The following is a 24,554-nucleotide window of genomic DNA, read 5'->3' as shown; positions in this document are numbered from 1 at the left end:
GGGGCCGGGGGATGGGGGCCGCGCCCGTAACCGCAGGCGCTGGTGTATCCTTATTGTGACGCGCGGCATGGCGCCCGCTTTGCTGTGCCCCACGCCGGCGGTTCGGCGCAGCGCTGTATCGTTCTCGCGGCTTGCCGGCTGCCTACGTCGCCAGCCGCGCACCCAGGATGGACCCCATGAAGTGGTTGAACAAACTGATCGGCGATCCCAACGAGAAGGAGCTGAAACGGCTCCAGCCGATCGTGGACGAGATCAACGAGCTTGAGCCGGAGCTGATGGCGCTTGCAGACGACGATCTGCGCGCCAAGACCGAGGAGTTCCGCGCCCGGCTCGACGAAGGCGAAACGCTCGACGATCTGCTGCCTGAAGCCTTCGCCGTGGTGCGCGAGGCCTCACGCCGCTGGACCGGCCGCCGTCACTTCGACGTGCAGCTCGTGGGCGGCATCGTGCTGCACCAGGGCAAGGTCGCGGAGATGAAGACGGGCGAGGGCAAGACGCTCGTCGCCTCGCTGCCGCTCTACCTCAACGCGCTGGCCGGCCGCGGCGCCCACCTCGTCACCGTCAACGACTACCTGGCCAAGCGCGGCCCGCAGTATATGGGCCCCGGCCAGATCTTCACCCGGCTCGGTCTCAGCGTCGGTGTGCTGCAACACGAATCGGCCTTCCTCGTGGCGCAGGAGAAGGTCTCCGACGTGCCCAACGCCGAGTATCTCGTGCCCTGCCAGCGTCGCGACGCGTATCGGGCCGACGTGCTCTACGGCACCAACCACGAGTTCGGCTTCGACTACCTGCGTGACAACATGGCCCGCAGCCTCGACGACTGCGTGCAGCGCGAGCTGTACTACGCGATCGTGGACGAGGTCGACAGCATCCTGATCGACGAAGCGCGCACGCCGCTGATCATCAGCGGCCCGGCGGAAGAGAACGTCGGCATCTACCAGGCCTTCGCCCGCATCGTGCCCACGCTGCGCCACGAAGAAGATTATGAAGTTGATGAGAAGCAGAAGGTCGTGACGCTGACCGATGCCGGCGTCGAGAAGGTCGAGCACGGCCTCGGCATCGACAATATCTACTCCGCCGAAAACTACAAGCTCACCCGCTTTCTCGACGCGGCGCTGAAGGCGCAGATCATCTTCCAGCGCGACCGCGACTACGTGGTTAAAGACGGCGAGATCATCATCGTTGATGACTTCACCGGGCGCTTGATGTATGGCCGGCGCTGGTCCGACGGCCTGCATCAGGCGGTCGAGGCAAAAGAACGGGTCAAGATTCAGAACGAAAGCGTGACCTACGCCACGATCACGCTGCAGAACTACTTCCGCCTCTACGAGAAGCTTGCGGGTATGACCGGCACGGCGCTGACGGAGGCCGAAGAGTTCGACAAGATCTACAAGCTCGAAGTCGTGGCGATCCCGACGAATATGCCCATGGTCCGCGAAGACGCCGGCGACCTCGTTTACCGCACGGAAGAGGGCAAGTTCAACGCCGTGGTCGAAGACGTGATCGAGCGGCACGCGGTGGGACAGCCGGTGCTCGTCGGCACGGTCTCGATCGAGAAGTCCGAGTACCTGGCGGAGCTGTTGAGCCGGCGCGGCGTCAAGCTCGAAGTGCTGAACGCCAAGCAGCATGAGCGCGAGGCGGCGATCGTGGCGCAGGCCGGCCGGCGGGGCGCGGTGACCATCGCGACGAACATGGCGGGCCGCGGCACCGACATCATCCTCGGCGGCGAGCCGGAGGACCGCGACCCGCAGGAGTGGACCGCCGAGCACGAGCAGGTCGTGGGTTTGGGCGGTCTGCACATTATCGGCACCGAGCGCCACGAGTCGCGACGCATCGACAACCAGTTGCGCGGCCGTGCCGGTCGCCAGGGCGACCCCGGCAGCTCGCGCTTCTATGTCTCCTTCGAAGACGACGTGATGCGTCGCTTCGCGCCGGAGTGGCTGCCGGGCATGATGACCAAGCTCGGCATGGACGACCAGACGCCGATCGAGCACTCCTGGGTGACCAAGGCGATCTCCACCGCGCAGCAGAAGGTCGAGGGCTACAACTTCGACATCCGCAAGCATGTGGTCGAGTACGACGACGTGATGAACATGCACCGCAAAGTGATCTACGAGGAGCGCCAGAAGATCCTCGAAGGCGGCGACATGCGCGCCAACGTGCGGCAAATGGTGGACGAGGAGCTTGCCGCCGTGGTCAGCGCCCACGTCGAGGGCCGGCCGCAGGACGAGTGGGACCTGGCCAGCATGCTGGCGCAGCTCACGGCGATCATGCCGCTGCCCGCGAGCCTCAGCGAAGACACGCTGCTGGAGATGACGCCCGAGCAGATGCGCGAGCACGTGCAGGAGATCGCGCATGCGGCCTACGATCGCAAGATCGCCGAGTTCGAGCCGGCCAAAGGCATCGCGCCCTTCGGCGACGATCCCTTCGGCTTCGTGGAGCGGCAGGTGCTGCTGCAGACGATCGACGTGCTCTGGGTGGAGCATCTGACCGCGATGGAGGAGATGCGCGAGGGCATCGGCCTGCAGGCCTACGGCCAGAACGACCCGCTCGTGATGTACAAGCGGGAGGGCCACGACATGTTCGATCAGCTGAAGGGCAATATCCGCAATTTGGTTGCTCGCAACATCTTCCACCAGCAGCTCACGCTCCGCCAGGGCCCGCCGCCGCCCCAGGCCAGCGCCGAGCAGCAGGCCCTCGCCGCGGGCGCCGCCAACGGCGCTTTGCCCGCCGCCGAAGAGGCCGCGGCGCCGCCGCCGTCCGTCACCCGCCCCGCGCCGCGCCTGCGCGAGAACCGCGAGGCGCCCGTGGCGAACGGCAACGGCAACGGGGCACGGAACGGCGCCGCAGGCAAGCCCGCGCCGGCGCTGGTTGCCACGAAAATGCCCGGCCGCAACGAGCCCTGCTACTGCGGCAGCGGCATGAAGTACAAGAAGTGCCACGGGAAGCTGGCGTAGCGCCGCCGGCTTCCGCCCTGCCACCGCCGCAACAGCCGCGCCACCTGCGCTGGCCGCTGTGGTGGCCGGTCTGCCGTCTGCGCGGCGCCCTGCTGCGCCTCGTCATCTTCCCGGCGCTGCGACTGCTCTACCGCATCGACATGAGCGGCGCGGAGCAGTTCGAAGGGCTCGGCGCCTGCGTGATCGTCGCCAATCACTGCAGCCATCTCGACAATGCCCTGATCCTGGCGGCGCTGCCGGCCGCGCGCCGCCGGCGGCTGGCGATCGCCGCCGCGGCCGACACGATCTTCAAGCGCCGCGGCCGGGGCATGCTGGCGGCCTTGCTGGGCAATGCCTTTCCCGTGGCCCGGGGCGGCGGCACTGCGCGCAGCATCGAGTACTGCCGCTGGCTGCTGGAACGCGGCTGGTCGGTGCTGCTCTATCCCGAGGGCCGGCTGACGGTCGGCGGGCCGATGCAGCCCTTCCGCCACGGCATCGGCGTGCTGGCCACGGCTGCGCCCGTGCCGGTCGTGCCGCTGCGCGTCGAGATACTGCGGCGCGGCATGGGCGAAGGCCGGCGGCTGCCGTGGCGCGGCCGTGCGGCAGTCCACATCGGCGCCCCCTGCGATTTCCCGCCGGAAGCGAGCGCGGATGCGGTGGTGAAGGCGCTGGAGGCGGCCGTTTTCGCGGCGGGCCGCGCTTAGGGGCAAGCCGCGCATAAGTTCGTACGAATGAATGCAAGAGCGTGCGTGCGTACGCGGGCGATATGCCGCCTTCTCTCGTTCTCTGCGCCCCTGTCAGCGGTTGCACGCGTCTGCAACGGGTTGCGGTGCGCCGCGGAGCGTCTATAGTGGTGGTACAGCCGCCCCACCAGGCGGCTACCACAGGGCAGTAGGAGGAACCGTATGCGAGTACGTCTCCACTCCCGCTACGGAGTCTGGATGGTGGACAGGTCAGCCCCGAGGGGGGCAATCGCTGGAGGATGACCTGGCTGCCAGCGCGTTAAGGAACGGTCCTCGCGGCGGAATAGGCCGCGTAGCGCAGATACAGGCGGTACTCCCGCCAGGTAAGCCGGGATCATCTGAACAACGCGATAACTTCACAGCCTACACTGAGCCCACCGGCAACCGTCGGTGGGTTTCTTCTTGCCGGCGCCAACTATACGCATGCCGCTCACCCCGCGCCCACAGCGGCCGGCCGATGCCGCCGCACGCGCTGCCTTTGCCACCGCGATCCTCAGCGCAACTCCGCAAATTCGCACGCAATTCTCCGACGACTGGTTTACCGTATGCGCGGAGATGCGGTACAACAGAATCGATCACGCTTACTTCGTGGAGCGATGAGCGGAAAGAGCGATTCTGCCATAGGAGTGCTGACGTGCGAACGCGGCTGATGCCCAAAGAAGAGGCGAAGAATACCCGCAAGCCGAAGACACCCGGTGTGCGCCGGCAACGTATGGATCTCTTCGACGGCTACGCCCGCCATCTGCTGGATAACCCTGAAGAGGCCGTCGTCTACGAAGAGCTGGACGAAAATCCGCAAAAGTTCGTGCTCTCGCTGCGCGGCGCCTTCAAGCGGGCGGGCGTCAGCGCCTCCGTACGCAAGATGCGCGGCCGCGACGAAGTGCGCGCCTGGATGGAAGAGAAGCCCGCGCCAGCGGCGAAGCGGCCTGCCCGCAAGCGCGCCTAGCAGATTCTCGAAGCGGAAACCCCAACCAGGAGCGCCTGTAACCTTGTTTCCCTGAGCGGCAGCAGAGAACGCCTCGTGAGCGCGGGCACTACGGCGCAAGCGGTGTGCCAGCCGGCTCCCGGTTGGGCGAGCGCAGTCCTTGCAGGAAATCAACCAGAACCTGCATCTCCGCGGGCGAGAGCACGCCGGCGTAGGCCGGCATGCCGCCTCCGCCCGCGGCGATGCGCGTGGTGAGCTGCGCCGGTGTCAATCGATCCCCAACCGCGCCCAGGTCCGGGCCTTTGTGCCCGCCTGAACCAGCGATCGCATGGCAGGCGCGGCAGCCGCGAAACTGGAAGACCTGCGCCCCTTTCTGCCGCGCCGGGTCGAGTTGCGTCTGCACCGCGGCCGGCAAGGGGCTTGCGCCCAGCGCCGCGAAGTTCGGCGACCATGGTGCCCGGAAGCCCTCGACGCTCAGCACAACGACCAGAATCACCGGAATGGTGACGACGGCCGGCGCCCATGGCCGGCTGCGCAGGCTGCGTTCGCCCGTGGGCCAGAGCAGCGGAATCAGCGCCAGCCCGAGAAAGACGAGCAGCGGAAAGCCAAGGATCACCAGATTCTCGATCGACGGTGGGCTCAGCGCGAGCACGGCGAAATACCAGACGAAGTACCAGTCCGGCCGCGGATACGCCTGCACGATCGTCGGATCGGCCGGCTTGCCCAGGTGCGGCGGGCCGAAGATCGCCGCCAGCGCGATGATCGCGACGACGACCAGCAGCATCACGACCGCGTCCTTCCAGGCCGCGTCCGGGAAGAACGGCTCACCCTGCTTCAGTTCCTCCTCGTATTCCTGCAAATACGTCGCCTTGTGCACGGGCCGCCCCGCCCGCGGCCACTCGGAGACGCCGTGACGGATCGCGAGATACAGATGCAGGCCAATCATGCCGAAGATCAGCGCCGGAATCAGAAAGACGTGGATCGCGAAGAACCGTGTCAGCGTCGCGCCGCCCACGGTCTTGCCCGCGATCAGCAGCTTCGTCAGGATGCCGCCGATGATCGGCGTGCGCGCCGCCTGCTCCGCGCCGACCACGGTCGACCAGAAAGCGTTCTGATCCCAGCGCAACAGTTGGCCGGTGAAGGCCATCGCCAGGGTCAGCGCCAGCAGCAGCACGCCGCTCAGCCAGTTCAACTCGCGCGGGAATTTGTAGGAGCCGGTCATGAAGACCTGCGTCATGTGGATCAGCACCAGCACGACCATCGCGCTGGCGCCGAAGAAGTGCATGCCGCGCAGGATGTTGCCGAACTCGGCCTGGCTGGTGATGAAATGCAGGCTGTCGTAGGCGTTGCTGGGCGCTGGCACGTAGTTCGTCGCCAGCGCCACGCCGGTGACGACCTGCAAGATGAAGGCCATCAACGTGGCGCTGCCGGTGACGTACCACCAGTTGACGCTGCGCGGCACGGGATGGCGCACGACCGGCATGATCGTGCTGGAGAAGCCCAGCCGCTCGTCCAGCCAGCGCCACGCTCCGATCAGCAGCTTCACGTATGCGTCCCGTCACGGCCTCGGCTCTGCCCGGCCGTCATACAGTCTGCAGCCCGCTTACCAGCGCCTGTAGGCGCCCGTCGCGAATCCGTGTCTCGTAGGTGAAGAGGCTGCGCGGCGGCGGCCCGCCGGCCACCGTGCCGTCGCCGTTGTAGACGCCGCCGTGGCAGGGGCAGAGGAAGAGCTGCGCCTCGGGCAGCCAGTTCACCGGGCAGCCCAGGTGGGTGCAGTTCACCTGGAAGGCCGTGAAGTCGTTGCCGGAGCCGCGGCGCACCCAAACGGCCGTGCGGGCCGTCTCGCCCGCCCAGGGCAGCGACGACGGATCGGACAGCTCGGCCTCGCGCGTTTCGCCCTGGCGGAAGCTGTCGACGGGGCCGAGATCGGCCCAGGTCGCGGGCGTGGAGTCGAACAACGGCCCGAGCAGATAGCCGACGACGGGCACGGCCAGCGCCAGCGCCACCAGCCCGCCGCCGCCCACGGCCACCCGCGTCAGCAGGCGGCGGCGGGAGAGGACGGCTTCACGTGCGGCTCCCGGCGGCCTCGGCTCTCCGGCCTGCTCTGTCATCGCTCGCCCCTCCGTCATCCCGCCGGCCATGATGCGGGCGCTCCGCCAGCGCCCGCATTCAGTGCGCGCCCCCCGGCGCCGGCGTCGCCAGTGCGCCGGCCCGCCAGGAGGCGAGTAAGGCCACCAGGTCGTTCACCTGCTGATCGGTTAGCGCGGCGCCGCCCAGGTTTGCGTAATCCGGCATGCCCCGCCGCGCGATGCCGGTCACGATCACCCGCCGCAGGAGCGCGTCGCTGCTCAGCGCCAGGGCGTTCGGCGCCTTGAGCGCGCCGCCGCTGCCGCCTTCGCCCTGCTGGCCGTGGCAGCGGGCGCAGCTCGCCGCGTAGACCTGCTGCCCGCGAGCCGCGTCGCCCGCCGGCAGGTTCTGCCCGGAAAGGCGCGGCGCGCCGGCGGGCGGCGTGGCCTGCGGCGGGCCGAAGCCGCGGATCGCCCTCACCAGCGCGTCGAGCTGTTGATCGCTCAGCGTGCCGCCGAAGTTGCTGCCGTAGGCCGGCATCTGGTTGCCTGGCCGGCCCCGCTCGATCACCTGGCGCAGCGTCTCGTCCGAGGTCAGCCGCTGATACAACGCATCGTCCAGCGAGACGGCGATACCGCCGCGGCCGCGCTCCCCGTGGCAGGCGGCGCAGTTCTGCGCGTACAGCGTGCCGCCATCCGTGATCTGGCTCGGCAGCAAGCTCGATCCTTCCGAGCCGCAGGCGGCCAGCAGCGCGGCGCCGAAGATCAGCAGCGCGCCGAGCACGGCCAGTTCTCGCCCGCGCCGGCCGATCACGGCCCACCTCGATCGCCGTGCCCGCCGCCGCGCTCGCGGTACTCGTGCACGATCTCCCGCCCCCAGCCCCAGAGCGCGACCACGAACAGCGCCAGCCCCGCGATCGACACCGCGACGTTGGTGATCACGCCCCAGGCCAGCAGCGTCACGCCCGAGGCCAGCACGGCCGGCCAGACCGTGGGCCGTGGCAGATGGAACGGCTGCGCGGGCTGAGCCGCCGCGGGCGGACGCCTGTCCGGCGCTTCGGCATGCGCCGGCGGTGGTTGCTGTCGCGGGCGGCGTTGCTCTCTGCGGCTCATCTCAGCGCCCACAGGTAAACAAAGACGAAGATGAACACCCAGACGGCGTCCACAAAGTGCCAGTAGTACTCGATGCTGCGCAGCGCACCGTTGTGCGGCGAGGCGATGACGCCGGCCGCATTCAGGCCGAACAGCGTGCAGAGCAGCAGCAGGCCGATCGCCACATGCAGGCCGTGAAAGCCGGTGAGCGTAAAGAACGTCGAGCCGAACAGGTTCCGCGCCAGCGTCACGTGCTCATCCAGCAGGGTGTGGTACTCCCACGCCTGGCCCAGCAGGAAGATCAGCCCCAGCAGGATCGTCAGGCCGAGCAGGAGGCGGAAGCCGCGCCCGTCACCCCGCCGTAGCTGCCGGCCGGCGAGCCAGATCGTGCCGCTGCTCGCCCAGAGGCAGGCCGAGAAGATCGCCGTGCGGCCGACGTCGAGCGCCGACTTCGCCGAGGGGCCGGCATTGGCGTCGCGGTAGCTGATGTAGGCGATCAGCAGGAAAAGGAAGAAGGTCGCCTCCGACGAGATGAAGATCAGCGTGCCGAGCGCGGCGTTCGAGGGCCCCGACGGGCGGGCGGCGGGCGCGGCGCGGGCGGCGCTCACGGCGTCCCTCCGGCCTCAAGCCCGTCAAAGACCGGTCCGTCGCGCAGCGGGCGGCGGCCGTGCACGATGGGAATGCGGTCGAAGTTGTGCGGCGGCGGCGGCGAGCTGGTCGCCCACTCCAGTGACCACGCCTCCCAGGGATTGTCGCCGGCCGGTGCGCCGCGCAGCCAGCTCTGCAACACGTTCCAGAGGAAGACGATCACGGCCACGGCCAGCACGAAAGCGCCGATCGTCGCGATCAGGTTGTAGCCGTCCCAGCCGCGATCGGCCGGATAGGTGTAGATGCGGCGCGGCATGCCCAGCAGGCCGAGCAGGTGCATGGGGAAGAAGGTGAGGTTGAAGCCGATCAGCGTCAGCCAGAAATGGAACTGGCCGACGCGCTCGTCCAGCAGCCGGCCGGTGACCTTGGGGAACCAGTAGTAAATGCCGGAGAAGACACCGAGCATGGTGCCGCCGAAGAGCACGTAATGGAAGTGGGCCACGACGTAATAGCTGTCCGTCACCTGCCAGTCCACCGGCACCAGCGCCAGGCTGACGCCGCTGAGCCCGCCGATGAAGAACATGGCGATGAAGCCGATCGAGAACAGCATCGCCGTCGTCAAACGCAGGGCGCCGCCCCACATCGTCGCCAGCCAGTTGAAGATCTTGATGCCGGTGGGAATCGCGATCAGCATGCTGGAGGCGCCGAAGAAGGCGTTCGCCGCCGTGCCCATGCCCACGGCGAACATGTGGTGCGCCCAGACGGTCATCGAAAGGAAGCCAATCGCCACGCCGGAGGCCGCCATCACCGTGTAGCCGAACAGCGGCTTGCGCGAGAAGACGGGGATCACCTCGGAGACGATGCCGAAGGCCGGCAGCGCCATGATATAGACCTCGGGGTGGCCGAAGAACCAGAACATGTGCTGCCAGAGCAGCGCGTCGCCGTTGACGTTCGTGTCGAAGAAGTGGGCGCCGAAGCGACGGTCCGCTTCGAGCATGAACGCCGCGGCGGTGAGGCTGGGGAACGCGGCGAGGATCAGCACGGCGGTGACCAGGATCATCCAGACGAACATCGAGAGCCGTCCCCAGCTCACGCCGGGCGCCCGCATGTTCGTGATCGTCACCAGCAGGTTCACGGCGCTGGCGATCGTGCCCGCGCCGGTGACGAGGATGCCAAGCGACCAGTAATCGACGGCGAAGCCGGGCGAGTAGGCGCGCTCCGTCAGCGGCGCGTAGGCGAACCAGCCCGCATCGGGCGATCCCCCGGCGAAGGGGCTGAAGTTGAGCAGCAGCCCGCCGAACAAGAGCAGCCAGAAGCTGAGCGCGTTCAGCCGGGGAAAGGCCATATCTCGCGCCCCGATCAGCAGCGGCACGAAGTAGTTGGCGAAACCGATCAGCGCCGGCATCACGAAGAGGAAGATCATCGTCGTGCCGTGCATCGTCATCAGCGCGTTGTACTGGCTGGGCGAAAGGAAGTGGTTGTCGCTGGTGGCGAGCTGAATGCGCATCAGCAACGCCTCGACGCCGCCGATGGCGAAGAAGGCGAAGGTCGTGACCAGGTAGAGAATGCCGATCTGCTTGTGATCGACCGTCGCCACCCAGCGCCACAGCGCCAGCTCGCTGGCGGGGCGCGGCACGGCGCCGGGCTGGGTTCCGGCGACGCTCGCCATCGGCTACTTCAACCCTTCGAGATAGGTCACGAGCTGCTGGATCTCCTGCGCCGAGAGCTTCAGGTTCGGCATCTGGTTGCCGGGCTTCACCGCCTGGGGGTTCGCCAGCCAACGGGCGAGATCGGCCGGCGTGTTGTCGAGCACGCCGGCGGCCAGCGTCTGCCGCGCGCCGAAGTGCGTCAGGTCCGGCCCCACCTGCGCGGCGGCGTTGCTGCCGCGCACCGCGTGACAGGAGATGCAGGTACGGCCTGCGAAGACCGCGGCGCCGGCCTGGGCGTCGCCGGCGGCCGGAGCCGTTGCCGGCGCCGCCTCCGCCGCAAGCCACTGGTTGAACCGATCGTCGGGCAGCGCGATCACGCGCAGGCGCATGCCCGCGTGCTGCAGGCCGCAGAACTCGGCGCACTGGCCAAGATAGGTGCCCTCCTTCTCCGCCTTGAACCAGAGCGTGTTGTGCTTGCCGGGAATCACGTCGGTCTTGCCGGCAAGCTCGGGCACCCACCAGCTATGGATCACGTCCTGCGAATAGAGGTCGAGCTGCACCGGCCGGCCCGCCGGCACCACCAGCTCGTTCGCGGTTTCTACCTTCGCGTCTGGATAGCGGTACTCCCACCACCAGTCGTGGCCGATCACGTCGATGTGCAGGGCGTCGGCCGGCGTGGCGGCGATCGTGTTCATCGAGCGCAGGGCCAGGATGAAGAGCACGACCACGAGGATTCCGGGAATCGTGAACCAGATGATCTCGATGCGGCGGTTGCCTTCGATTTGGCGCGGCTCGGCGGCGTCGCGGCGGGCGCGGAAATGGAACGTCGCATAGAGCAGCCCGCCCTCGATCAGCACGAAGACGATCGCCGCGAGCACCAGCATGATCCACAGCAGCGTGGTGATCGAGCGCGCCGTGGGCGAGTGCGGGTCAAAGGCGGAAGGGCTGTCGGCCTGCGCTGCCCCGCTGCCGAGCGCCACCACCGCCGCGCCACACAGCAAACCGGAAAGGAGAACTCCCCACCGCCGATATCGCATGCGGGGCTCCCGCGCGGCCAGCCCGCGCCGCGCCGGATTGTAGCATGGACCGGGAAGTTAAGCCGCTCATACCTAATTCGGGTGATGGCCGTGTGCCCTCACCCTCGGGTCGATCTCATTGTCCCAATCCTGGGAGAGGGGAGCTTGCTCCCACACGAAGCAGGAGACTCCCCTAGAATTAGGGCAAGAGGCATGAACCGGGGGCCGGGCGCCCGACGGAGGAGCGATGAACCGCGCGCTGATCGTGATCGACATGCAAAATGACTTCTGCCTTCCTACCGCCGACCTCTTCGTCGCCGGCGCGCCGGCCTGCACGCCGCGCGTGATCGAGGCGGTGTCAGGTTTCCGCGCCGCGGGCGTGCCGATCGTCTGGGTCACGCGCCGGCACCGGCCCGACGGCAGCGACGTGGACCGCTCGCGCCAGGCGCTGTTCGCCGAGCGGCCGTTCCTGGTGCAGAGCCCCGGCAGCGACCTGGTGGACGGCCTGCGCCTGCAGCCCGGCGAGTACGAGATCGTCAAGCGCCGCTGGAGCGCCTTCTTCGGCACCGACCTGGATGCGCTGCTGCGCCGGCTGCGCGTTGAGCGGCTCTATCTCTGCGGCGTGCAGACGCCGAACTGCATCCGCGGCAGCGCCGTCGACGCCAACGCGCTGGACTACGAGTGCGTCGTGCTCAGCGATGCGACCGCCTCGGCCACCGACGCCGTGCAGCAGGCCAACCTCTTCGACATGCGCAACATGGGCATCGAGATCTTGCCGACGGCCGCGGCGCTGGCGGAGATCCGGCAGCCTGCGCGGGCCGCGCGCTGATGGCGCACCCTGCCGGCGATTGCCGCGCGGCCGCCCGTCTCGTTAAGATCCGATCGCCATGACCGAACTTTCTGCCCCGCGGCGCGAGCGTGCCCTGTCAGTCCTGCGCGCCACCTTTGGCTACGGCTCGTTCCGGCCGCTGCAGGAGGAGATCGTCGGCGCGGTGCTGGCCGGGCGCGATACCTTCGTGCTGATGCCCACCGGCGGCGGCAAGTCGCTCTGCTACCAGTTGCCGGCGCTCCTGCTCGAGGGCATGACCGTCGTCGTCTCGCCGCTGATCGCGCTGATGCAGGACCAGGTCGATCAGCTCACCGCGCTCGGCGTTGCCGCGACGTTCATCAACAGCTCGCTCGACCTGGGCGAGATGGACCGCCGTCGCCGGGCCGTGGCGCGCGGCGACGTGAAGCTGCTCTACGTCGCGCCGGAACGCTTCGCCAGCCCTGGCTTCTTGAACCTGCTGGGCAACACCGGCGTCGCCCGCTTCGCCATCGACGAAGCGCACTGCATCTCCGAGTGGGGCCACGACTTCCGCCCCGACTACCGCGAGCTGAAGCGGCTGCGCCAGGTGTTCCCCGAAACGCCGTTCGCCGCCTTCACCGCCACGGCCACGGCGCGCGTGCAGCAGGACATCGTCGCGCAGCTCGGTCTCAAGCACGCCGCTCAGTTCCGAGCCAGCTTCAACCGCGCCAACCTGTTTTACGAGGTGCGGCCGAAGAAGAGCGCCTACGAGCAGTTGCGCCGCTACCTGCGCGGCCGCCGGCGCGACTCGGGCATCATCTACTGCCAGTCGCGCGAGGGCACAGAGAAGCTCGCGGCGAAGCTGCGCGCCGACGGCTTCAGCGCCACCGCCTACCACGCCGGCCTGGAGCCGGACGAGCGCCGCGAGCGCCAGGGCGCCTTTATCCGCGACGACGTGCGCATCATGGTCGCCACGATCGCCTTCGGCATGGGCATCGACAAGCCGGACGTGCGCTTCGTCGTGCACGCGGACCTGCCGCGCAACCTGGAAGGCTACTACCAGGAGAGCGGCCGCGCCGGCCGCGACGGCGATCCTGCCGACTGCATCCTCTTCTACAGCTACGGCGACGTGACCAAGGTCATGCGCTTCATCGACGAGAAGCCGCCGGCCGAGCGCCGCGTCGCCGTGCAGCAACTGCGGCAGATGGCAAACTGGGCCGCGGACCCCGCCTGCCGCCGCCGCGCCCTGCTCGCCTACTTCGATGAGCAGTTCCCTGGCCAGAACGCGCCCTGCTGCGACGTCTGCCGCGACGGCCTGGCCGACGCCGAGCCGGTAGATTGCACGATCGAGGCGCGTATGCTGATCGCCGCCGCGCGCCAGACGGGTGAGCGCTTCGGCGGTGCGCACCTGGTCAAGATCCTGCGCGGCACGGCCGACGAGCGCACCGAGCGCTGGGGCCACGAGCGGCTGAAGACATGGGGCGTCGGCGCGGAGCGTTCGCAGGAGGAATGGCAGCACATCGTGCGCGAGCTGGTGCGCGAGGGCTACCTGCGCATCGACACCGAGGCGTATAACGCCATCCGCGTCACCGAGCAGGGCGACGCCGTGCGCGCCGACAAGCGAACCGTGCTCCTCCGCCCGGCGCCGGCCCGCGCCACCAGCGCCGCCGGCTCGCGCGATCGCGGGACGCGCGATGAGCCGGCTGAACCGGCCGACGAGGCGCTGTTTGAGGCCTTGCGCGCCGTGCGCCGGCGGCTGGCGCTGGAGCAGGCCGTGCCGCCCTACGTGATCTTCTCCGACCGCACGCTGCGCGAGTTAGCGGCGCGCAAGCCCTCCAGCGGCGCGGCCATGCTGCAGGTGAACGGCGTCGGCGAGCACAAGGCCGACGAATACGGCGAATTGTTCCTGCGCGCGATCGCCGAGTACCAGGCGGGTGGCGAGGCGGCCGAAGCGGCGCCGGCTGTGCGGCCGCGGCGCGGGGCGGGCGGCGCCAACGGGTTGTCCGGAACGGTGGAACGCACGCTGGAGTTCCACCGCGCGGGCAAGCGTCCCGAAGAGATCGGCGAGCTGCGCGGCCTCTCCGCAGTGACGGTCTACGGCCACCTTGCCGACGCACTGCTGCTCGGCGCGGAGATCGACCTCGACCGGCTGATTGGCCCGGAGCGGCGGGCGGTTATCCTGGCGGCAATGGATGGTGAAGGCAGCGGGCCGCTGCGCCCGGTGCTCGATCGGCTTGGCGACGGCTACCACTACGGCGAGCTGCGGCTGGTGCAGGCGGCGCTGAACGCCGGCCTGCTCGAGAGCGGCGAGAACCGTGATCAGCGCGGTCTGGGAGTGGGGCGCGGGGCCTGACCCGCGGTGGGTGGCGGGGCTCGATCTGATGAAGCTGGCAGTCGGCGTCGTTGCCTCGCTGGCCGTGCTCGTCGCGGCCTTCATCCTCCTGCCGAGGCTGCTGCTCGACGTTTCCAGCCACGCGCACAACGAGAACGTACCGGTCGGCGAAACTGGCTCCAGCAGCGCGGCGCGCACTGCCGGCACCCCAGCGCCGGGCTCGAGCGCGCGCCGCTTCGTGGACTTCGCCCAGCTGCAGGCCAGCGCCGGCTTCACGCCGCTCAGCCCGGCCTCGCTGCCGGCGGACTATCAACCGTGGGAGCAGTACGTGAAGGCCGAGAACGGCGGCAACGTCGTCGTGCTCAGTTTCTTCAAGCCGGACGGACTCTTCGTGCAGATCTACGAGCGCCAGCACGCGGCCAACGATCGCAGCTTCTTCCGCGGCGGCTTTCAGCCGGGCGAGGGCACCGGCCGGGCCGGCGGCAGGCCGCCCGGCTCGCCCTTCATCGACGTGGGCGGCGTGCAGGGCGTGTACGCGTTCGGAACCGTCGGGCCGGGCAACCGGCAGATGATCGACGCGCTCGGCCCCTCGTCCCGCAACACGCAGCCGCACCGCGTGCTGCTGATCAAGGACAATCTCGAAATCATCGTCGAAGCCGATCTTACGGATGTGCCGCGCGATGAGCTGATCCAGATCGCCGCCGGGCTGCATCAGTGAGGGCTGGCGGGAAGCCCGGTGGATGAACCTGAGCGAGGCGTTCGCGCTGCAGGCACGCGAGCGGGTGGCGATCGTGGGCGGCGGCGGCAAGACCACGATCCTGTTTCGCCTGGCCGCCGAGTCCATCGCCACCGGACGCACCGTCGTCATCGCCGGCACCACCCGCTTCACGCCGCCGCGCTCCGGCCGGCCTCCGCCGTTGCTGATCGTGGGCCCCGAGGACGATCCATCTCAGTCCGTCTCGGCGGCATTGCGCACGTCGCCCGCCCTGACGCTGGCCAGCGGACGCGGCGACAAGGGCCGCTGGCTGCCGCTGAGCACAGCCCAGGCCGACGCGCTGGCTGCAATGCCCGAGCTGGCGCTGCTGGCGCTGGAGGCGGACGGCAGCCGCAACCGGCCGTTCAAGGCGCCAGGCGCGGGCGAGCCGGTGATTCCAGCCTCGACCACGCTCGTGCTCGCGGTCGTCGGCCTCGATGTCGTCGGTCGACCGCTGGGCGAGGAGTGGGTGCACCGTCCGGAGCGCGTGGCCGCACTGAGCGGGCTGGCGCCGGGCGAGCCGCTTTCACCGGAGGCCATTGCCCGCGTACTGCTGCATGCGGATGGCGGCCGCAAAGGCGTGCCCGCCGGCGCCCGCTGGCTGCCGGTGCTGAACAAGGCCGAGCCGGCGCACCGCGCCGCCGGTGAGCGCCTCGCGCGCCTGCTGCTCGCGGGCGGCGCCGACGCCGTCGTGCTTGCCAGCGCCGCGGCAGACGTGCCCGTCCTCGCCGTGATGCAGTAGCGCGGCGCCTATCCCTGCCTCGCTCAGGCGCGGCCGTCCGTTCCCCTGTGGGGAAGGGCGACGCCGCGAGCGGCGGGGTTAGGCTTGCAGGTAGCGTCGCACTGCGGCGAGGGGTAGTCTGGGAGTATGAGCAGCGAGCACGTCACCGTGGCCGCTTCCGGCGCGGCGGCCGCCCCGTCGCCGTCCCTTTCCCGGCCCGACGGCGAATTCGAGGCGCTGCTGCGGCTGGCCGAGCTGCACCGCCGCTTCGCCTCGCCGCAGAAGCCCGACATCGCCTTGCAGGCGATCTGCGACCTGGCGCGCGATCTAACCCGAGGCCGCTACGCCGCGCTGGCGATCACCGACGAACGCGACCGCACCGAAGGCTTCTACACCAGCGGCCTGACCCGCGCCGAGATGAAGGGTCTGAAGGTGCCGCCCACCGGCCACGGACCGCTCGGCAGTCTGCGCAGCGACGGCAGGCCGGTGCGCATCAACGATTTGGAGAACCATCCCTACGCCTTCGGCTTCCCGCCCAGGCATCCGGTGATGCAGCGCATGCTCGGCGTGCCGATCTGGGCGAAGGGCGAGGTGCGCGGCAGCATGTACATCACCGATCGCACGGATGGTGAGCCGTTCGACGACGACGACGAGCGGGCGATGGTCGCGCTCGCCCGCCACGCGACCTACATCGTCGAGAACTTCTGGTACTGAACGAAGGCCGCTTCGCATGCAGCAGCTTCCCACCCAGCCGAGCGCCGGCTTCGGCTCGTCAGTGCAACTGGACGATGCCACCCTGGACACCTTCCTGGCCGAGATCGACCGTCACATCGATACGCGGCTGGCCCAGATGCAGGCGATCCAATCGCCGCCGGCCCACAAGCGCGACGCGGGCAACATCACCGCGATCGTCGGGGTGGGCATCCCGTTCGTCGTGCTTGCGGGCGTCTTCGGCCACACACCGGGCGCGATCGTGGCGACAATCGTGATCGGCGTGCTCGGTGTCGCGCAAATGATCCGCGAGCACCTGGCGTAGGGCGCTGCGCGGTTGCGGCAGGCTCTACAACGGCCACGCGACTCCTGATGACTAAAGTGACTGAAACCAACTTGGGTCGATCGTCACCGCATCGACCTGACGCGTACTGACCCCCAGCGCGTACTCCTTCAGGAGACCGCATAGGCGGTCGCCGTCAATGAGGTCCAGCGCTGGTGCCCCGTCACGGGTCGCCTCACGTTTGGCGTCCTCGGTGAAGTATCCAGTAGTGATGAGGATCCCTTTGTCTGTGCGGCCGACCATCGCTCCCCTGAAGTCACGCACAGCCGCGGCCCCGACACTGCCTCGGTATCGTTTGCACTGAAAGAAGACTTGAAAGCTGAGCAACTGCATTTGCAGCACGCCGATGCCGTCGATCCCACCATCTCCGCTCCGACCTGTGACTTCGACGCGCACGAATCCGGCTTCGCGCAGAAGGCGCTGAGCCAATCGTTCAAAGGCTGGAGGAGGCATGTCACGGAGGGCCTCAAGCAGCCAATCTCGCCACTGTTCGAACTCCGTGCTGCTCAGTGGCGTCCCGATCGAGGTCGAGATCGTAGTGGTCTCCAGCTCTGGCGGAGCCAGTTTTGGTCGCCTGCGTTGGGCAGGTCGGCCCGCATACTGTGCACGAACCTTCTGCGGAATCGCAAGGGCATCAGGCTCTGCTAAGGCTCGCCCGATTTCAGTGAGCGCCCAGACGCCGCGGCTGCTGTTTTGCAGTGCGCCAGCAACCTTTAAGTACGTTCGTGACCACATCAATCGGTAGGAAATCTCGGTGAGCCGGCCATCGCCATGAGGCACCAGCTGCTGCTCTTCGGATAGCCCTTCGAGCGCTATTACACGTTGGTCGATTTCGCGGTTAGTACCCGAGCCACCCAATTCGCGCAGAGCGACGATGGTGGGCCAGATGAGCTGGTCGTACGTTGGCACGCTGACACTGTGCGTCGCCTTCAGTACCATGCTTGCGTCCTCAGAACCGCATCTCGCGGAGGTCGGGCGCGATCAGCAGGCGCGGCTCGGAACGGGCCTGCACCTCCACCGCGCTCACGCCCGGCGCCAGCTCCTTGAGCAGCATGCCCTCCGGCACGATCTCCAGCACGGCCAGGTCGGTGACGATCGTCTGCACGCAGGCCCGCGCCGTGAGCGGATAGCTGCACTCGCGCACGAGCTTCGCTAGGCCGTCCCTGGTCACGTGCTCCATCACCACGATCACCCGCTTAGCCCCGGCCGCGAGGTCCATGGCGCCGCCGATGCCGCCCACACCGCGCGCCGGCACCATCCAGTTCGCCAGGTCACCCCGCTCCGACACCTGCATCGCGCCCAACACCGCGATGTCCACGTGGCCGCCGCGCACCAGCGCGAACGACTCGGTGCTGTCGAAGAAGCTGGCACCGGGCCGCAAGGTGACGTGGGCGCCGCCGGGGTTGATCGTCTCCGTGTCTTCCTCCTCCGGCTTCGCGTAGGCACCGTAGCCAAGCACGCCGTTCTCGCCGTGCAGCAGCACGTCGATATCGGCGGGAATCACGTCGGCCAGCAGCGTGGGCACGCCGAGGCCGAGATTCACCACCATGCCGTCGCGCAGCTCGCGGCAGACGCGCAATACCATCAGCTCGCGGGTGATGGCGCGCGGGTGGGCGGCGCTCACCGGCCGGCGCCGTTCTGCCCGGCGCCGCTGCTCAGCACGACGCGCTGCACGTAGACCGCCGGCGTATGCACGGCGTCGGGTTCGATCTGCCCCGGCTCGACGATCTCCCGCACCTCGGCGATGGTGATCCGCGCGGCGGCGGCCATGGCGTGGTTGAAATTGCGCCCGCTGCGCCGGTAGACGAGGTTGCCGAAGCGATCCGCCCGCAAGGCGCCGACCAGCGCGAAGTCGGCCGGCAGCCAGCGTTCGAGCAGATACTCGCGGCCGTCGAACCAGGCCGTTGGCTTCCCCTCGGCAATCAGCGTGCCCACGCCGGTGGCCGTGTAAAAGGCGGGAATGCCGGCGCCGGCGGCGCGCATGCGCTCGGCCAGCGTGCCCTGCGGCACCAGCTCCAGCTCGATCTGGCCGCGCTTGTACTGCTCCTCGAAGGGTGAGATCCGATCGGCGGAGGCGTAGGCGGGGAACGAGGTGATCACTTTGCCGACCAGACCGGCCTCGATCAGCGGCGCCATCTCGATGCGCGTCGCCGTCTGGATGCAGGTAAGGTTGCGCGCGCCGTGCCGCGCGAGGGCGTGGATCAGGTCCCAGGCCGCGCCCACGCCCACGAAGCCGCCCAGCATCACCGTGGCGCCGTCGGCAATGTCGGAGACCGCCTCCTCGGCGCTGGCGACCAGCTTGTTCATCGCGGCATCCGCAGTGACTTACCGTGACCTAGATGTGAACGTGGACCTCACCGTCTGCGGCCACCGTGGTCGGATAGGTGGCGATCGGGTCCGTCGTGTGCTTCGGATCGAGGGCGCCCATCACGCTGCCCATCAGCGTGTTCTCTTTGTTGAAGGCCGGGTCGTACGGCTCGCGCACGACCTTGCCGGAGCAGACCTCAAACTGGGCCCCGTGCAAGCTGCAGGTGAGCAGGCCATTCTCGACCGTGCCGCGCGTCAAGTCCCAACCACGGTGCGGGCAGGTGCGGGCCGCGGCGCAGACCACCCCCTCCGTGTTCACGAGCATCATCTCTACGCCGCCGACGTTGACCTTGCGCGGCTTGTCCGGCGCCAGCGTGTCCGCGCTTACCCCGGTCGCGACATCGACGCCCCAGCCGTAGGCGTCGGGAAAGGTCGCACGGCTGATCGTGGAGAGCGCGGCGCTCGGCTGGGGCCGGGCGGCGGCATTACCAACGGGACGCGGCCAGGCCGGCTCGGCATCCTCGTCCGCGTGGCCGGCAGTGGCCTCCGCCGCCTGCGCGGCCCCGTCGGGCGCCGGCAGGGCCGGCGGCGTCGCGGCGTCGAGCGGCGAGACGACGCCGCGCTTGATCGCGTTCTTCTCGCGCCGCTCGCGGGCCGTGTTCGAGATCGTGGTGCGCTCCTTGTTGTAGAGGCCGCGCACCTGCGGCGCCTCCGCATCGAGCAGGCGGTCGAACTTGAAGCCGAGATCGACGAAGGCGCCGTCTACCTGGCGGAAGCTCCAGCTCTGCGGGCTCTGCTCGGCCTGGGGCAGATAGCGGCGGATCGCCAGCTCCACGTTGGGGTCGACCGGCTCGATCGGGGCCTGGCCGCGCGCCTCGGCGAGGCGATCGTGCCAGAACTCTTCGACGTCGACGCTGTAGGCGAAGATGCGCACGCCCAGGTGGTAGATGTCCTCGACAAACAGCTCGATCTCGCCGGGGCCGGGGGGCGCGTCGTCCAGGGCGCGGGAGATGTAGACCAGCCGCTCCGCGACCTCCTGCTGCTCCCGCGTGCCCTTCGCGCAGATGGGAATACTGCGCGCCGCGATGAACGCGAAGACCGGCCGCTCCTCCGGCGTGATGGCGAGCACCGCTGGCATGCGCGAAACCTCCCCTCGCGCCCGCCGGACCGGCCGACGCGCCGGCGCCTTCTCGGCGCCGATTTTTACCGTACGACGCGCTCCGCGTTGCGTCCAGCGCGACGCCACACGGAGGGTGGTGCCGCTACGAGGGGAACGAGGGGCGGCGATCAGGGGTTCGGCAGCAGCGTGTCCACGGCGCTGCCGAACTCCATCACCCAAACCCAGCTATAGGTGCCGCCGTTGGACGCGGCCGGGGCGCGCTTGATGCCGGCGACGACGTAGTCCGGCCCGAGCAGGTTGCCGAGATGGCTGGAGTCGCTCTGCCAGTCGGCGAAGACCGCGTCGGCGCCGGGCTGGCCGCCGTTGAGATTCTCGGCGATCGCCGCCTCTCCGGCCGGATAGCCGCAGGCGTCGAAGCGGGCGACCAGCGAGCCGAAGCCGTCCTCGTGCCCGTACGACTGCCGCGTGACCATGTCGTGCGCCTTCCAGGCCGCGGTGCGTTCGAGGTTCGCGGAGAGCTGCAGCGGCGCCAGGCCGTGCGCCGCGCGCAACTGGTTGACCAGCGCAAGCATGCGCTGCTCTTCGCCGTCCAGGGTGAACGCGGCCGGCGTGACCTGGCAGGCGCCGCCGCTGCTGAGCGTGCTCACGAGCGTCCAGACCATATCCGACGGCGGTGTACCCAGGCCGGTCAGCAGCAAGGTGCCGCGCAGCAAGGCGCCCGCGGCCGCGAGACCGGTATTCGGTGCGGACTGGCCGGCGGCCTCCCAGCTCAGCGACGCCGGCGCGGCATCGCCGCCGCGGGCCACGGCGACCGCTTCATCGCTGGCCGCCTGCGCCGCCGTTCGAGCCTGCTCGATCGCGGCGTCGGCCGCCGCCACCGAGCCGGCGTCTGTGGCATCGCGCGCCGCGGCCACGTTCTCTCGCACGGTAACGACGGCGCGCTGCTCGTTCGCGGAAAGCGCCGGCAGTGGGGCGCTGCCGGTGCGGCGCAGCCCCTCCTCTTGTGTCCGGCGCATGTCGTCGAGCAGCGCCTGCACGCGTGCGTACTGGCGGCTGCGCAGCAATTCGCCCGCCACGCGCGCCACGCCTTCGACGGCGTCACGGTCGGTGGGCGCGTCGCTCAGCGTGTTCTGGAGCTGGTTCAGCGTCGCATCAAGCGCATCGCCCGTCACTTTGCCAAGCGTCACGCTGCCCGCCGCGCCGACCTGCACCAGTGCGCCGCGGCCCGGCTCCAGCGAGGTCACGGCCTCCCAGCCCTGCTGCGGATCGAAGCTGTACGCGGCGTCGGCGCCGCTGATGTCGAGCGTGGCGTCGCTGCTCGGGTTGCCGACCAGCGCGTGCTGGCCGGGCGGCGCCACGGTGCGGCTCGTCTCTGCGGCGCTGCGGTCAAGCGTCAGCGTCGTGTCCTGCGGGAAGAAGATCCAAAGCGCCCGACCGCCGACGGCGCCGCCGTTCGCCACCTGCTCGTAGGCGTTGCCGTCTGCCGTAAGCGAGTAGGCAGGACCGACGCTCGCCGGCAGGACGGTCCCGGAAGGCAGCGCCACCAGGTTCCAACCGGCGCTGTACGTCACCGGCGTGCCCGCTGCCGCCTGGGCGCCGCGGGCGGCGCGGGCCGGCCCCAGCAGCGCACAGAGGGCGAGCAGGAGCGCCGGCAGCAGGCGTCCGCCGAACGGGCGCCCGCTGCCGGCGTTTCGTCGCATGGTCGGGATCGCGAAGAGATGGGCCAAGACAGATCGCCTCACACCCACGCAAACGATAGCTTACCGCGGATTCGTGCACCGGTCGCCGGTGCCCTGCCGACTCGCGCGCTGTGCGTTGCGTGGAGACACACAAGCGGCCCGCACCACGATCGCGGTGCGGGCCGTCGTTTGCTTCCGCACCGCGGCTTAGTGCATCAGCACCACGCCGCTGCCGAAGGGGTTCCACACCTGCGGCTGGGGCACGATCGACGGCGGCTGAGCGGCCACACCGTAGGCCGCCGGGTTCAGGTTGGGGGCCGCAACGCCGCCCAGCGCACCGGTCCCGATGAACGCCGTGTTGCTCTGGCTGCCCACCGACCCGAAGGCGATGTTCGTCTGGTTCAGGATGATCACCGTGTCGTTGTTGCCCGTCACATTGATCGTCATCGTTGCCTCCTCTTCGGCCGCGGCTCGCGGCCGCTGTCCCCTGTGATGACAGTATCAACCGTGGGCGCGGGACGGCGCTGTGCGCTGCCCGATGCCCGACCGATGACGATCACGACCGCAGAAGGCGGCCAAGAGGCGCGCGAAGCGGTGAGCGCCTTCACGACGCGCGTGTGCGGCGGGCCACACTTCGGCGACCGCCAGGCGTGGATCGGGGCCGCCGGCGGGTCAGCAGACGAGCGTTTGCCGCGCCTGCATCACGCTGCCGCCGGCTCGTACTGCCACCGTGCAGGTGCAGCGGCTGCCCGCCTCGCCCGCCAGCTCGGCGCTCACTTCCGTCCAGCCGGCCGCATCGGTCGGCGGAAAGCGGAGCGAGCGGACCACGCCGGAAGCGTCGATGCGAATCTGCCCATCCACGTGCACACCGGCCTGTCCCCGCCCCGCCGCGTCACTGACGCGCACCCGCGCCGTGACGCGGCGGTTGCCGGAGAGCGAGAGCGAGAGCGAGATGCCCGGTCCGCCGGCGGCGACGCCTGAAGCGGCCGCCTGCGCCTGGCGCAGGATCTGCTCCAGCCAGTCACTTCCCGACGATGAGAAGCTCATTGCGCAGCTCCTGCGAGCGTCGCTTAGCCCGCGTCCGGGGTGCAGATGTCCGCGTCGGCGAGGGCGGGCATCCAGCTGGCCACGTCCGGCGAGACGCCGCTCGCCGCCAGCACGGCGTGCAGCGCGTCCGGCGCCAGCACGACGCTCCAGTTGGCGTCGGCGTGCGCGAGGCTCGCCGCCGCGCTGGCGTCGTCGTAGCTACTGTAGCGCGTGCAGCCCACGGTCGCCGTGCCGCCGTTGATCTGCACCTGCGTGTTGCTGTCGCCGTTGACCTGGACGATCTGCATAGTGTTGCTGCTGTTGCCGCTGCCCGCGTCCGCCGGCAGCACCACGACATAGTACGCCTGGGCGCCCGGATCCATGTCGGCCCGTGCCGGCGTGCAGGCGAGCGCGCCCAATCCGAGCAGCAGTGTGGCGAGCCCCGCCACAAGGGTGCGCGTGCGACGCATGATCGGCCTCCTGCGCGCCCCGCCCGCCGGCGCCCGACATCGGGGCGCGGCGGGCGGGACCTTCGTTGCGAGCGGTCTTTGCAGATGGTTCCAAAACCCGCATCCGGCCCACGGTGTGCATTCACCCCGTTCACCGACCAGCGGGTTTTGGAACCATGTCTTAGAAGCGGATGCCGTTGAGCACCGCGATCGCGGCGTTCGACTGCGAGCCCGCGTACAGGCCGGCGATGTTGAGCTGCGTGATGGTGGCCACGGCAACACCGATGACCGGGCTGCCCACGTTGTTCAGAACGACGACTGGACCCATGGTGCACCTCCCTGAAGGGGTTAAGTTCGCAGAAGCATTCTCCCGGAACTGGATTCTAGACGGCGTCGAGTTCGGCCAGAGCGGCCTGGAGCTGCCGCCGGAGCGGCTTCGGCATGCGCAGCGCCGTTCCCGTCTCGCGCGAGAAGCAGCCCAGGCAGATGCAGCCGCGATCGCCGCGCATGACGACTACGTCGTCCAACGGACAATCGAAGTGACAAAGCGTGCAACGCAGCATGGGCGCACCTCCTCGCTGTGAAATCTGATTGGGAACGGCGCGGCGGACCGGATGGTTCAGCTTCCGGCCCGCCGCCTGCCGTGGGATGGACTTAGTGGCCCTGGACGATCACGCCGGTGTTGTTCTGCGTGCCGGCCGCGAAGGCGACGTTGGCCTGGCTCAGGCTGGCGGTGTTCCACAGCGCCGGGCCCTGCAGGATGACGCCCGTGTTGTTCTGCACGCCGGCGAAGGCCGCGAGGTTGAGCTGGCTCAGGGTCGCGTAGTTGCTGATACCCATGGTGATTCCTCCCCTGTTTGTTCACTGTGCGCCGGTGGCGCGAATTCGTTTGTGGAGTGCGGCTGGCCGTCGAACGGGCTTAGTGGCCCTGGACGATCACACCCGTGTTGTTCTGCGTGCCGGCCGCGAAGGCGACGTTGGCCTGGCTCAGGTGCGCGGTGTTGAACAGGGCCGGGCCCTGCACGATCACACCCGTGTTGTTCTGCACGCCCGCGAAGACGGCGGCGTTGAGCTGGCTCAGGGTCGCGTAGTTGCTGAAGCCCATGGTGTTTTCCCTCCCCTGTATCTTTGTGCGCCGTTCGTGGCGCATATCCGCGTGTGTGTCGCCGGTTGCCGTAACGGACTTAGTGGCCCTGGACGATCACGCCGGTGTTGTTCTGCGTGCCGGCCGCGAAGGCGACGTTGGCCTGGCTCAGGCTGGCGGTGTTCCACAGCGCCGGGCCCTGCAGGATGACGCCCGTGTTGTTCTG

At 69.1% G+C, this 24,554-nt stretch carries 28 protein-coding genes; 9 read left to right on the top strand and 19 right to left on the bottom strand.

Going from position 1 to position 24,554, the window contains the following annotated elements:
- Positions 1–176: 176 nt before the first annotated feature.
- The 3 genes from secA (at position 177) to VKV26_13365 (ending at position 4,625) form a co-directional block, all read left to right on the top strand.
- Positions 177–2,957, top strand: coding sequence for a preprotein translocase subunit SecA (secA, locus tag VKV26_13375; GenBank protein HLZ70887.1), 2,781 nt, complete (start codon positions 177–179; stop codon positions 2,955–2,957).
- Positions 2,936–3,640 (top strand): lysophospholipid acyltransferase family protein, encoded by a 705-nt coding sequence (locus tag VKV26_13370; GenBank protein HLZ70886.1) that lies wholly within the window; start codon positions 2,936–2,938, stop codon positions 3,638–3,640. The genes secA and VKV26_13370 overlap by 22 nt, the downstream gene beginning before the upstream one ends.
- A 673-nt stretch (positions 3,641–4,313) precedes the next feature.
- On the top strand, positions 4,314–4,625 hold the full coding sequence (locus VKV26_13365; GenBank protein ID HLZ70885.1) for a hypothetical protein: 312 nt from the start codon (positions 4,314–4,316) through the stop codon (positions 4,623–4,625).
- 88 nt (positions 4,626–4,713) lie between these two features.
- Here the strand turns inward: VKV26_13365 and VKV26_13360 are convergent, their stop codons facing one another.
- From VKV26_13360 to coxB, 7 genes are read right to left on the bottom strand one after another with little or no spacing between them, the layout of a single operon-like run.
- Complete coding sequence (locus tag VKV26_13360) at positions 4,714–6,150, bottom strand: cytochrome b N-terminal domain-containing protein (protein ID HLZ70884.1); 1,437 nt, start codon at positions 6,148–6,150, stop codon at positions 4,714–4,716.
- Between the two features lie 37 nt (positions 6,151–6,187).
- Positions 6,188–6,715 carry a ubiquinol-cytochrome c reductase iron-sulfur subunit gene (locus VKV26_13355; GenBank protein HLZ70883.1) on the bottom strand — a complete coding sequence of 176 codons (528 nt, stop codon included), beginning with the start codon at positions 6,713–6,715 and terminating at the stop codon, positions 6,188–6,190.
- Between the two features lie 58 nt (positions 6,716–6,773).
- Positions 6,774–7,484: a c-type cytochrome gene (locus VKV26_13350; protein HLZ70882.1), complete on the bottom strand. Its 711-nt coding sequence runs from the start codon at positions 7,482–7,484 to the stop codon at positions 6,774–6,776.
- A complete protein-coding gene (locus tag VKV26_13345) occupies positions 7,481–7,783 on the bottom strand; it encodes a hypothetical protein (GenBank protein HLZ70881.1) in 303 nt (100 codons plus the stop codon). Before VKV26_13345 ends, VKV26_13350 begins: the two co-directional genes overlap by 4 nt.
- Positions 7,780–8,370, bottom strand: a complete 591-nt coding sequence (locus VKV26_13340; GenBank protein HLZ70880.1) for a heme-copper oxidase subunit III — start codon at positions 8,368–8,370, stop codon at positions 7,780–7,782. The genes VKV26_13345 and VKV26_13340 overlap by 4 nt, the downstream gene beginning before the upstream one ends.
- Positions 8,367–10,019, bottom strand: a complete 1,653-nt coding sequence (ctaD, locus tag VKV26_13335; protein HLZ70879.1) for a cytochrome c oxidase subunit I — start codon at positions 10,017–10,019, stop codon at positions 8,367–8,369. Before ctaD ends, VKV26_13340 begins: the two co-directional genes overlap by 4 nt.
- Positions 10,020–10,022: 3 nt before the next feature.
- Positions 10,023–11,036: a cytochrome c oxidase subunit II gene (gene coxB / locus VKV26_13330; protein HLZ70878.1), complete on the bottom strand. Its 1,014-nt coding sequence runs from the start codon at positions 11,034–11,036 to the stop codon at positions 10,023–10,025.
- 226 nt (positions 11,037–11,262) lie between these two features.
- On the opposite strand from coxB, the gene VKV26_13325 reads away from it, so the two are divergent.
- From VKV26_13325 to VKV26_13300, 6 genes are all read left to right on the top strand, one after another.
- Complete coding sequence (locus tag VKV26_13325; protein ID HLZ70877.1) at positions 11,263–11,844, top strand: isochorismatase family cysteine hydrolase; 582 nt, start codon at positions 11,263–11,265, stop codon at positions 11,842–11,844.
- Between the two features lie 58 nt (positions 11,845–11,902).
- Positions 11,903–14,155 carry a DNA helicase RecQ gene (recQ, locus tag VKV26_13320; protein ID HLZ70876.1) on the top strand — a complete coding sequence of 751 codons (2,253 nt, stop codon included), beginning with the start codon at positions 11,903–11,905 and terminating at the stop codon, positions 14,153–14,155.
- Between the two features lie 28 nt (positions 14,156–14,183).
- Positions 14,184–14,852, top strand: coding sequence for a hypothetical protein (locus VKV26_13315; GenBank protein HLZ70875.1), 669 nt, complete (start codon positions 14,184–14,186; stop codon positions 14,850–14,852).
- A 22-nt stretch (positions 14,853–14,874) separates the two neighbouring features.
- Positions 14,875–15,630, top strand: coding sequence for a selenium cofactor biosynthesis protein YqeC (gene yqeC, locus VKV26_13310; GenBank protein ID HLZ70874.1), 756 nt, complete (start codon positions 14,875–14,877; stop codon positions 15,628–15,630).
- A 126-nt stretch (positions 15,631–15,756) separates the two neighbouring features.
- Positions 15,757–16,323, top strand: a complete 567-nt coding sequence (locus VKV26_13305; GenBank protein HLZ70873.1) for a GAF domain-containing protein — start codon at positions 15,757–15,759, stop codon at positions 16,321–16,323.
- A gap of 16 nt (positions 16,324–16,339) precedes the next feature.
- Positions 16,340–16,645 carry a hypothetical protein gene (locus tag VKV26_13300; GenBank protein ID HLZ70872.1) on the top strand — a complete coding sequence of 102 codons (306 nt, stop codon included), beginning with the start codon at positions 16,340–16,342 and terminating at the stop codon, positions 16,643–16,645.
- A 51-nt stretch (positions 16,646–16,696) separates the two neighbouring features.
- Here the strand turns inward: VKV26_13300 and VKV26_13295 are convergent, their stop codons facing one another.
- The 12 genes from VKV26_13295 to VKV26_13240 all read right to left on the bottom strand — a co-directional run bounded on the left by VKV26_13295 (position 16,697) and on the right by VKV26_13240 (position 24,349).
- Positions 16,697–17,602: a restriction endonuclease gene (locus VKV26_13295; GenBank protein HLZ70871.1), complete on the bottom strand. Its 906-nt coding sequence runs from the start codon at positions 17,600–17,602 to the stop codon at positions 16,697–16,699.
- Positions 17,603–17,612: 10 nt separating this feature from the next.
- Positions 17,613–18,248 (bottom strand): 3-oxoacid CoA-transferase subunit B, encoded by a 636-nt coding sequence (locus tag VKV26_13290; GenBank protein ID HLZ70870.1) that lies wholly within the window; start codon positions 18,246–18,248, stop codon positions 17,613–17,615.
- 35 nt (positions 18,249–18,283) lie between these two features.
- Positions 18,284–18,970 carry a 3-oxoacid CoA-transferase subunit A gene (locus VKV26_13285; protein HLZ70869.1) on the bottom strand — a complete coding sequence of 229 codons (687 nt, stop codon included), beginning with the start codon at positions 18,968–18,970 and terminating at the stop codon, positions 18,284–18,286.
- 28 nt (positions 18,971–18,998) lie between these two features.
- Positions 18,999–20,108 carry a Rieske 2Fe-2S domain-containing protein gene (locus tag VKV26_13280; protein ID HLZ70868.1) on the bottom strand — a complete coding sequence of 370 codons (1,110 nt, stop codon included), beginning with the start codon at positions 20,106–20,108 and terminating at the stop codon, positions 18,999–19,001.
- A gap of 149 nt (positions 20,109–20,257) precedes the next feature.
- On the bottom strand, positions 20,258–21,817 hold the full coding sequence (locus tag VKV26_13275; protein HLZ70867.1) for a CAP domain-containing protein: 1,560 nt from the start codon (positions 21,815–21,817) through the stop codon (positions 20,258–20,260).
- A 159-nt stretch (positions 21,818–21,976) separates the two neighbouring features.
- On the bottom strand, positions 21,977–22,216 hold the full coding sequence (locus VKV26_13270; GenBank protein ID HLZ70866.1) for a hypothetical protein: 240 nt from the start codon (positions 22,214–22,216) through the stop codon (positions 21,977–21,979).
- A gap of 225 nt (positions 22,217–22,441) precedes the next feature.
- Entirely contained in the window at positions 22,442–22,816 is a 375-nt protein-coding gene (locus VKV26_13265) for a hypothetical protein (protein HLZ70865.1), read from the bottom strand.
- Positions 22,817–22,839: 23 nt separating this feature from the next.
- The gene (locus VKV26_13260) at positions 22,840–23,265 is read right to left on the bottom strand and encodes a hypothetical protein (protein ID HLZ70864.1); all 426 of its coding nucleotides are present in this window, start codon (positions 23,263–23,265) and stop codon (positions 22,840–22,842) included.
- A 160-nt stretch (positions 23,266–23,425) separates the two neighbouring features.
- Positions 23,426–23,572, bottom strand: a complete 147-nt coding sequence (locus VKV26_13255; protein ID HLZ70863.1) for a hypothetical protein — start codon at positions 23,570–23,572, stop codon at positions 23,426–23,428.
- 55 nt (positions 23,573–23,627) lie between these two features.
- Complete coding sequence (locus tag VKV26_13250) at positions 23,628–23,807, bottom strand: hypothetical protein (protein HLZ70862.1); 180 nt, start codon at positions 23,805–23,807, stop codon at positions 23,628–23,630.
- A gap of 91 nt (positions 23,808–23,898) precedes the next feature.
- Positions 23,899–24,084 carry a hypothetical protein gene (locus tag VKV26_13245; GenBank protein ID HLZ70861.1) on the bottom strand — a complete coding sequence of 62 codons (186 nt, stop codon included), beginning with the start codon at positions 24,082–24,084 and terminating at the stop codon, positions 23,899–23,901.
- Positions 24,085–24,163: 79 nt separating this feature from the next.
- Entirely contained in the window at positions 24,164–24,349 is a 186-nt protein-coding gene (locus tag VKV26_13240; protein HLZ70860.1) for a hypothetical protein, read from the bottom strand.
- Positions 24,350–24,554 lie beyond the last annotated feature (205 nt).

It is taken from the genome of Dehalococcoidia bacterium, from assembly GCA_035310145.1.
In the GTDB taxonomy this organism is placed as follows: domain Bacteria; phylum Chloroflexota; class Dehalococcoidia; order CAUJGQ01; family CAUJGQ01; genus CALFMN01.
Note: the sequence above shows the minus strand (reverse complement) of the source record. Positions and strands in the feature narration are given on the sequence as shown.

What these genes read in the sequence shown, in the direction of transcription:
- VKV26_13280 (HLZ70868.1), bottom strand. Translation starts at nt 20,108, where the DNA reads ATGCCAGCGGTGCTCGCCATCACGCCGGAGGAGCGGCCGGTCTTCGCG.
- VKV26_13245 (HLZ70861.1), bottom strand. Translation starts at nt 24,084, where the DNA reads ATGGGTATCAGCAACTACGCGACCCTGAGCCAGCTCAACCTCGCGGCC.
- recQ (HLZ70876.1), top strand. Translation starts at nt 11,903, where the DNA reads ATGACCGAACTTTCTGCCCCGCGGCGCGAGCGTGCCCTGTCAGTCCTG.
- VKV26_13285 (HLZ70869.1), bottom strand. Translation starts at nt 18,970, where the DNA reads ATGAACAAGCTGGTCGCCAGCGCCGAGGAGGCGGTCTCCGACATTGCC.
- VKV26_13250 (HLZ70862.1), bottom strand. Translation starts at nt 23,807, where the DNA reads ATGCTGCGTTGCACGCTTTGTCACTTCGATTGTCCGTTGGACGACGTA.
- yqeC (HLZ70874.1), top strand. Translation starts at nt 14,875, where the DNA reads ATGAACCTGAGCGAGGCGTTCGCGCTGCAGGCACGCGAGCGGGTGGCG.
- VKV26_13240 (HLZ70860.1), bottom strand. Translation starts at nt 24,349, where the DNA reads ATGGGCTTCAGCAACTACGCGACCCTGAGCCAGCTCAACGCCGCCGTC.
- VKV26_13290 (HLZ70870.1), bottom strand. Translation starts at nt 18,248, where the DNA reads ATGGTATTGCGCGTCTGCCGCGAGCTGCGCGACGGCATGGTGGTGAAT.
- coxB (HLZ70878.1), bottom strand. Translation starts at nt 11,036, where the DNA reads ATGCGATATCGGCGGTGGGGAGTTCTCCTTTCCGGTTTGCTGTGTGGC.
- VKV26_13255 (HLZ70863.1), bottom strand. Translation starts at nt 23,572, where the DNA reads ATGGGTCCAGTCGTCGTTCTGAACAACGTGGGCAGCCCGGTCATCGGT.
- ctaD (HLZ70879.1), bottom strand. Translation starts at nt 10,019, where the DNA reads ATGGCGAGCGTCGCCGGAACCCAGCCCGGCGCCGTGCCGCGCCCCGCC.
- VKV26_13270 (HLZ70866.1), bottom strand. Translation starts at nt 22,216, where the DNA reads ATGACGATCAATGTGACGGGCAACAACGACACGGTGATCATCCTGAAC.
- VKV26_13325 (HLZ70877.1), top strand. Translation starts at nt 11,263, where the DNA reads ATGAACCGCGCGCTGATCGTGATCGACATGCAAAATGACTTCTGCCTT.
- VKV26_13260 (HLZ70864.1), bottom strand. Translation starts at nt 23,265, where the DNA reads ATGCGTCGCACGCGCACCCTTGTGGCGGGGCTCGCCACACTGCTGCTC.
- VKV26_13295 (HLZ70871.1), bottom strand. Translation starts at nt 17,602, where the DNA reads ATGGTACTGAAGGCGACGCACAGTGTCAGCGTGCCAACGTACGACCAG.
- VKV26_13355 (HLZ70883.1), bottom strand. Translation starts at nt 6,715, where the DNA reads ATGACAGAGCAGGCCGGAGAGCCGAGGCCGCCGGGAGCCGCACGTGAA.
- secA (HLZ70887.1), top strand. Translation starts at nt 177, where the DNA reads ATGAAGTGGTTGAACAAACTGATCGGCGATCCCAACGAGAAGGAGCTG.
- VKV26_13305 (HLZ70873.1), top strand. Translation starts at nt 15,757, where the DNA reads ATGAGCAGCGAGCACGTCACCGTGGCCGCTTCCGGCGCGGCGGCCGCC.
- VKV26_13300 (HLZ70872.1), top strand. Translation starts at nt 16,340, where the DNA reads ATGCAGCAGCTTCCCACCCAGCCGAGCGCCGGCTTCGGCTCGTCAGTG.
- VKV26_13265 (HLZ70865.1), bottom strand. Translation starts at nt 22,816, where the DNA reads ATGAGCTTCTCATCGTCGGGAAGTGACTGGCTGGAGCAGATCCTGCGC.
- VKV26_13315 (HLZ70875.1), top strand. Translation starts at nt 14,184, where the DNA reads ATGAAGCTGGCAGTCGGCGTCGTTGCCTCGCTGGCCGTGCTCGTCGCG.
- VKV26_13345 (HLZ70881.1), bottom strand. Translation starts at nt 7,783, where the DNA reads ATGAGCCGCAGAGAGCAACGCCGCCCGCGACAGCAACCACCGCCGGCG.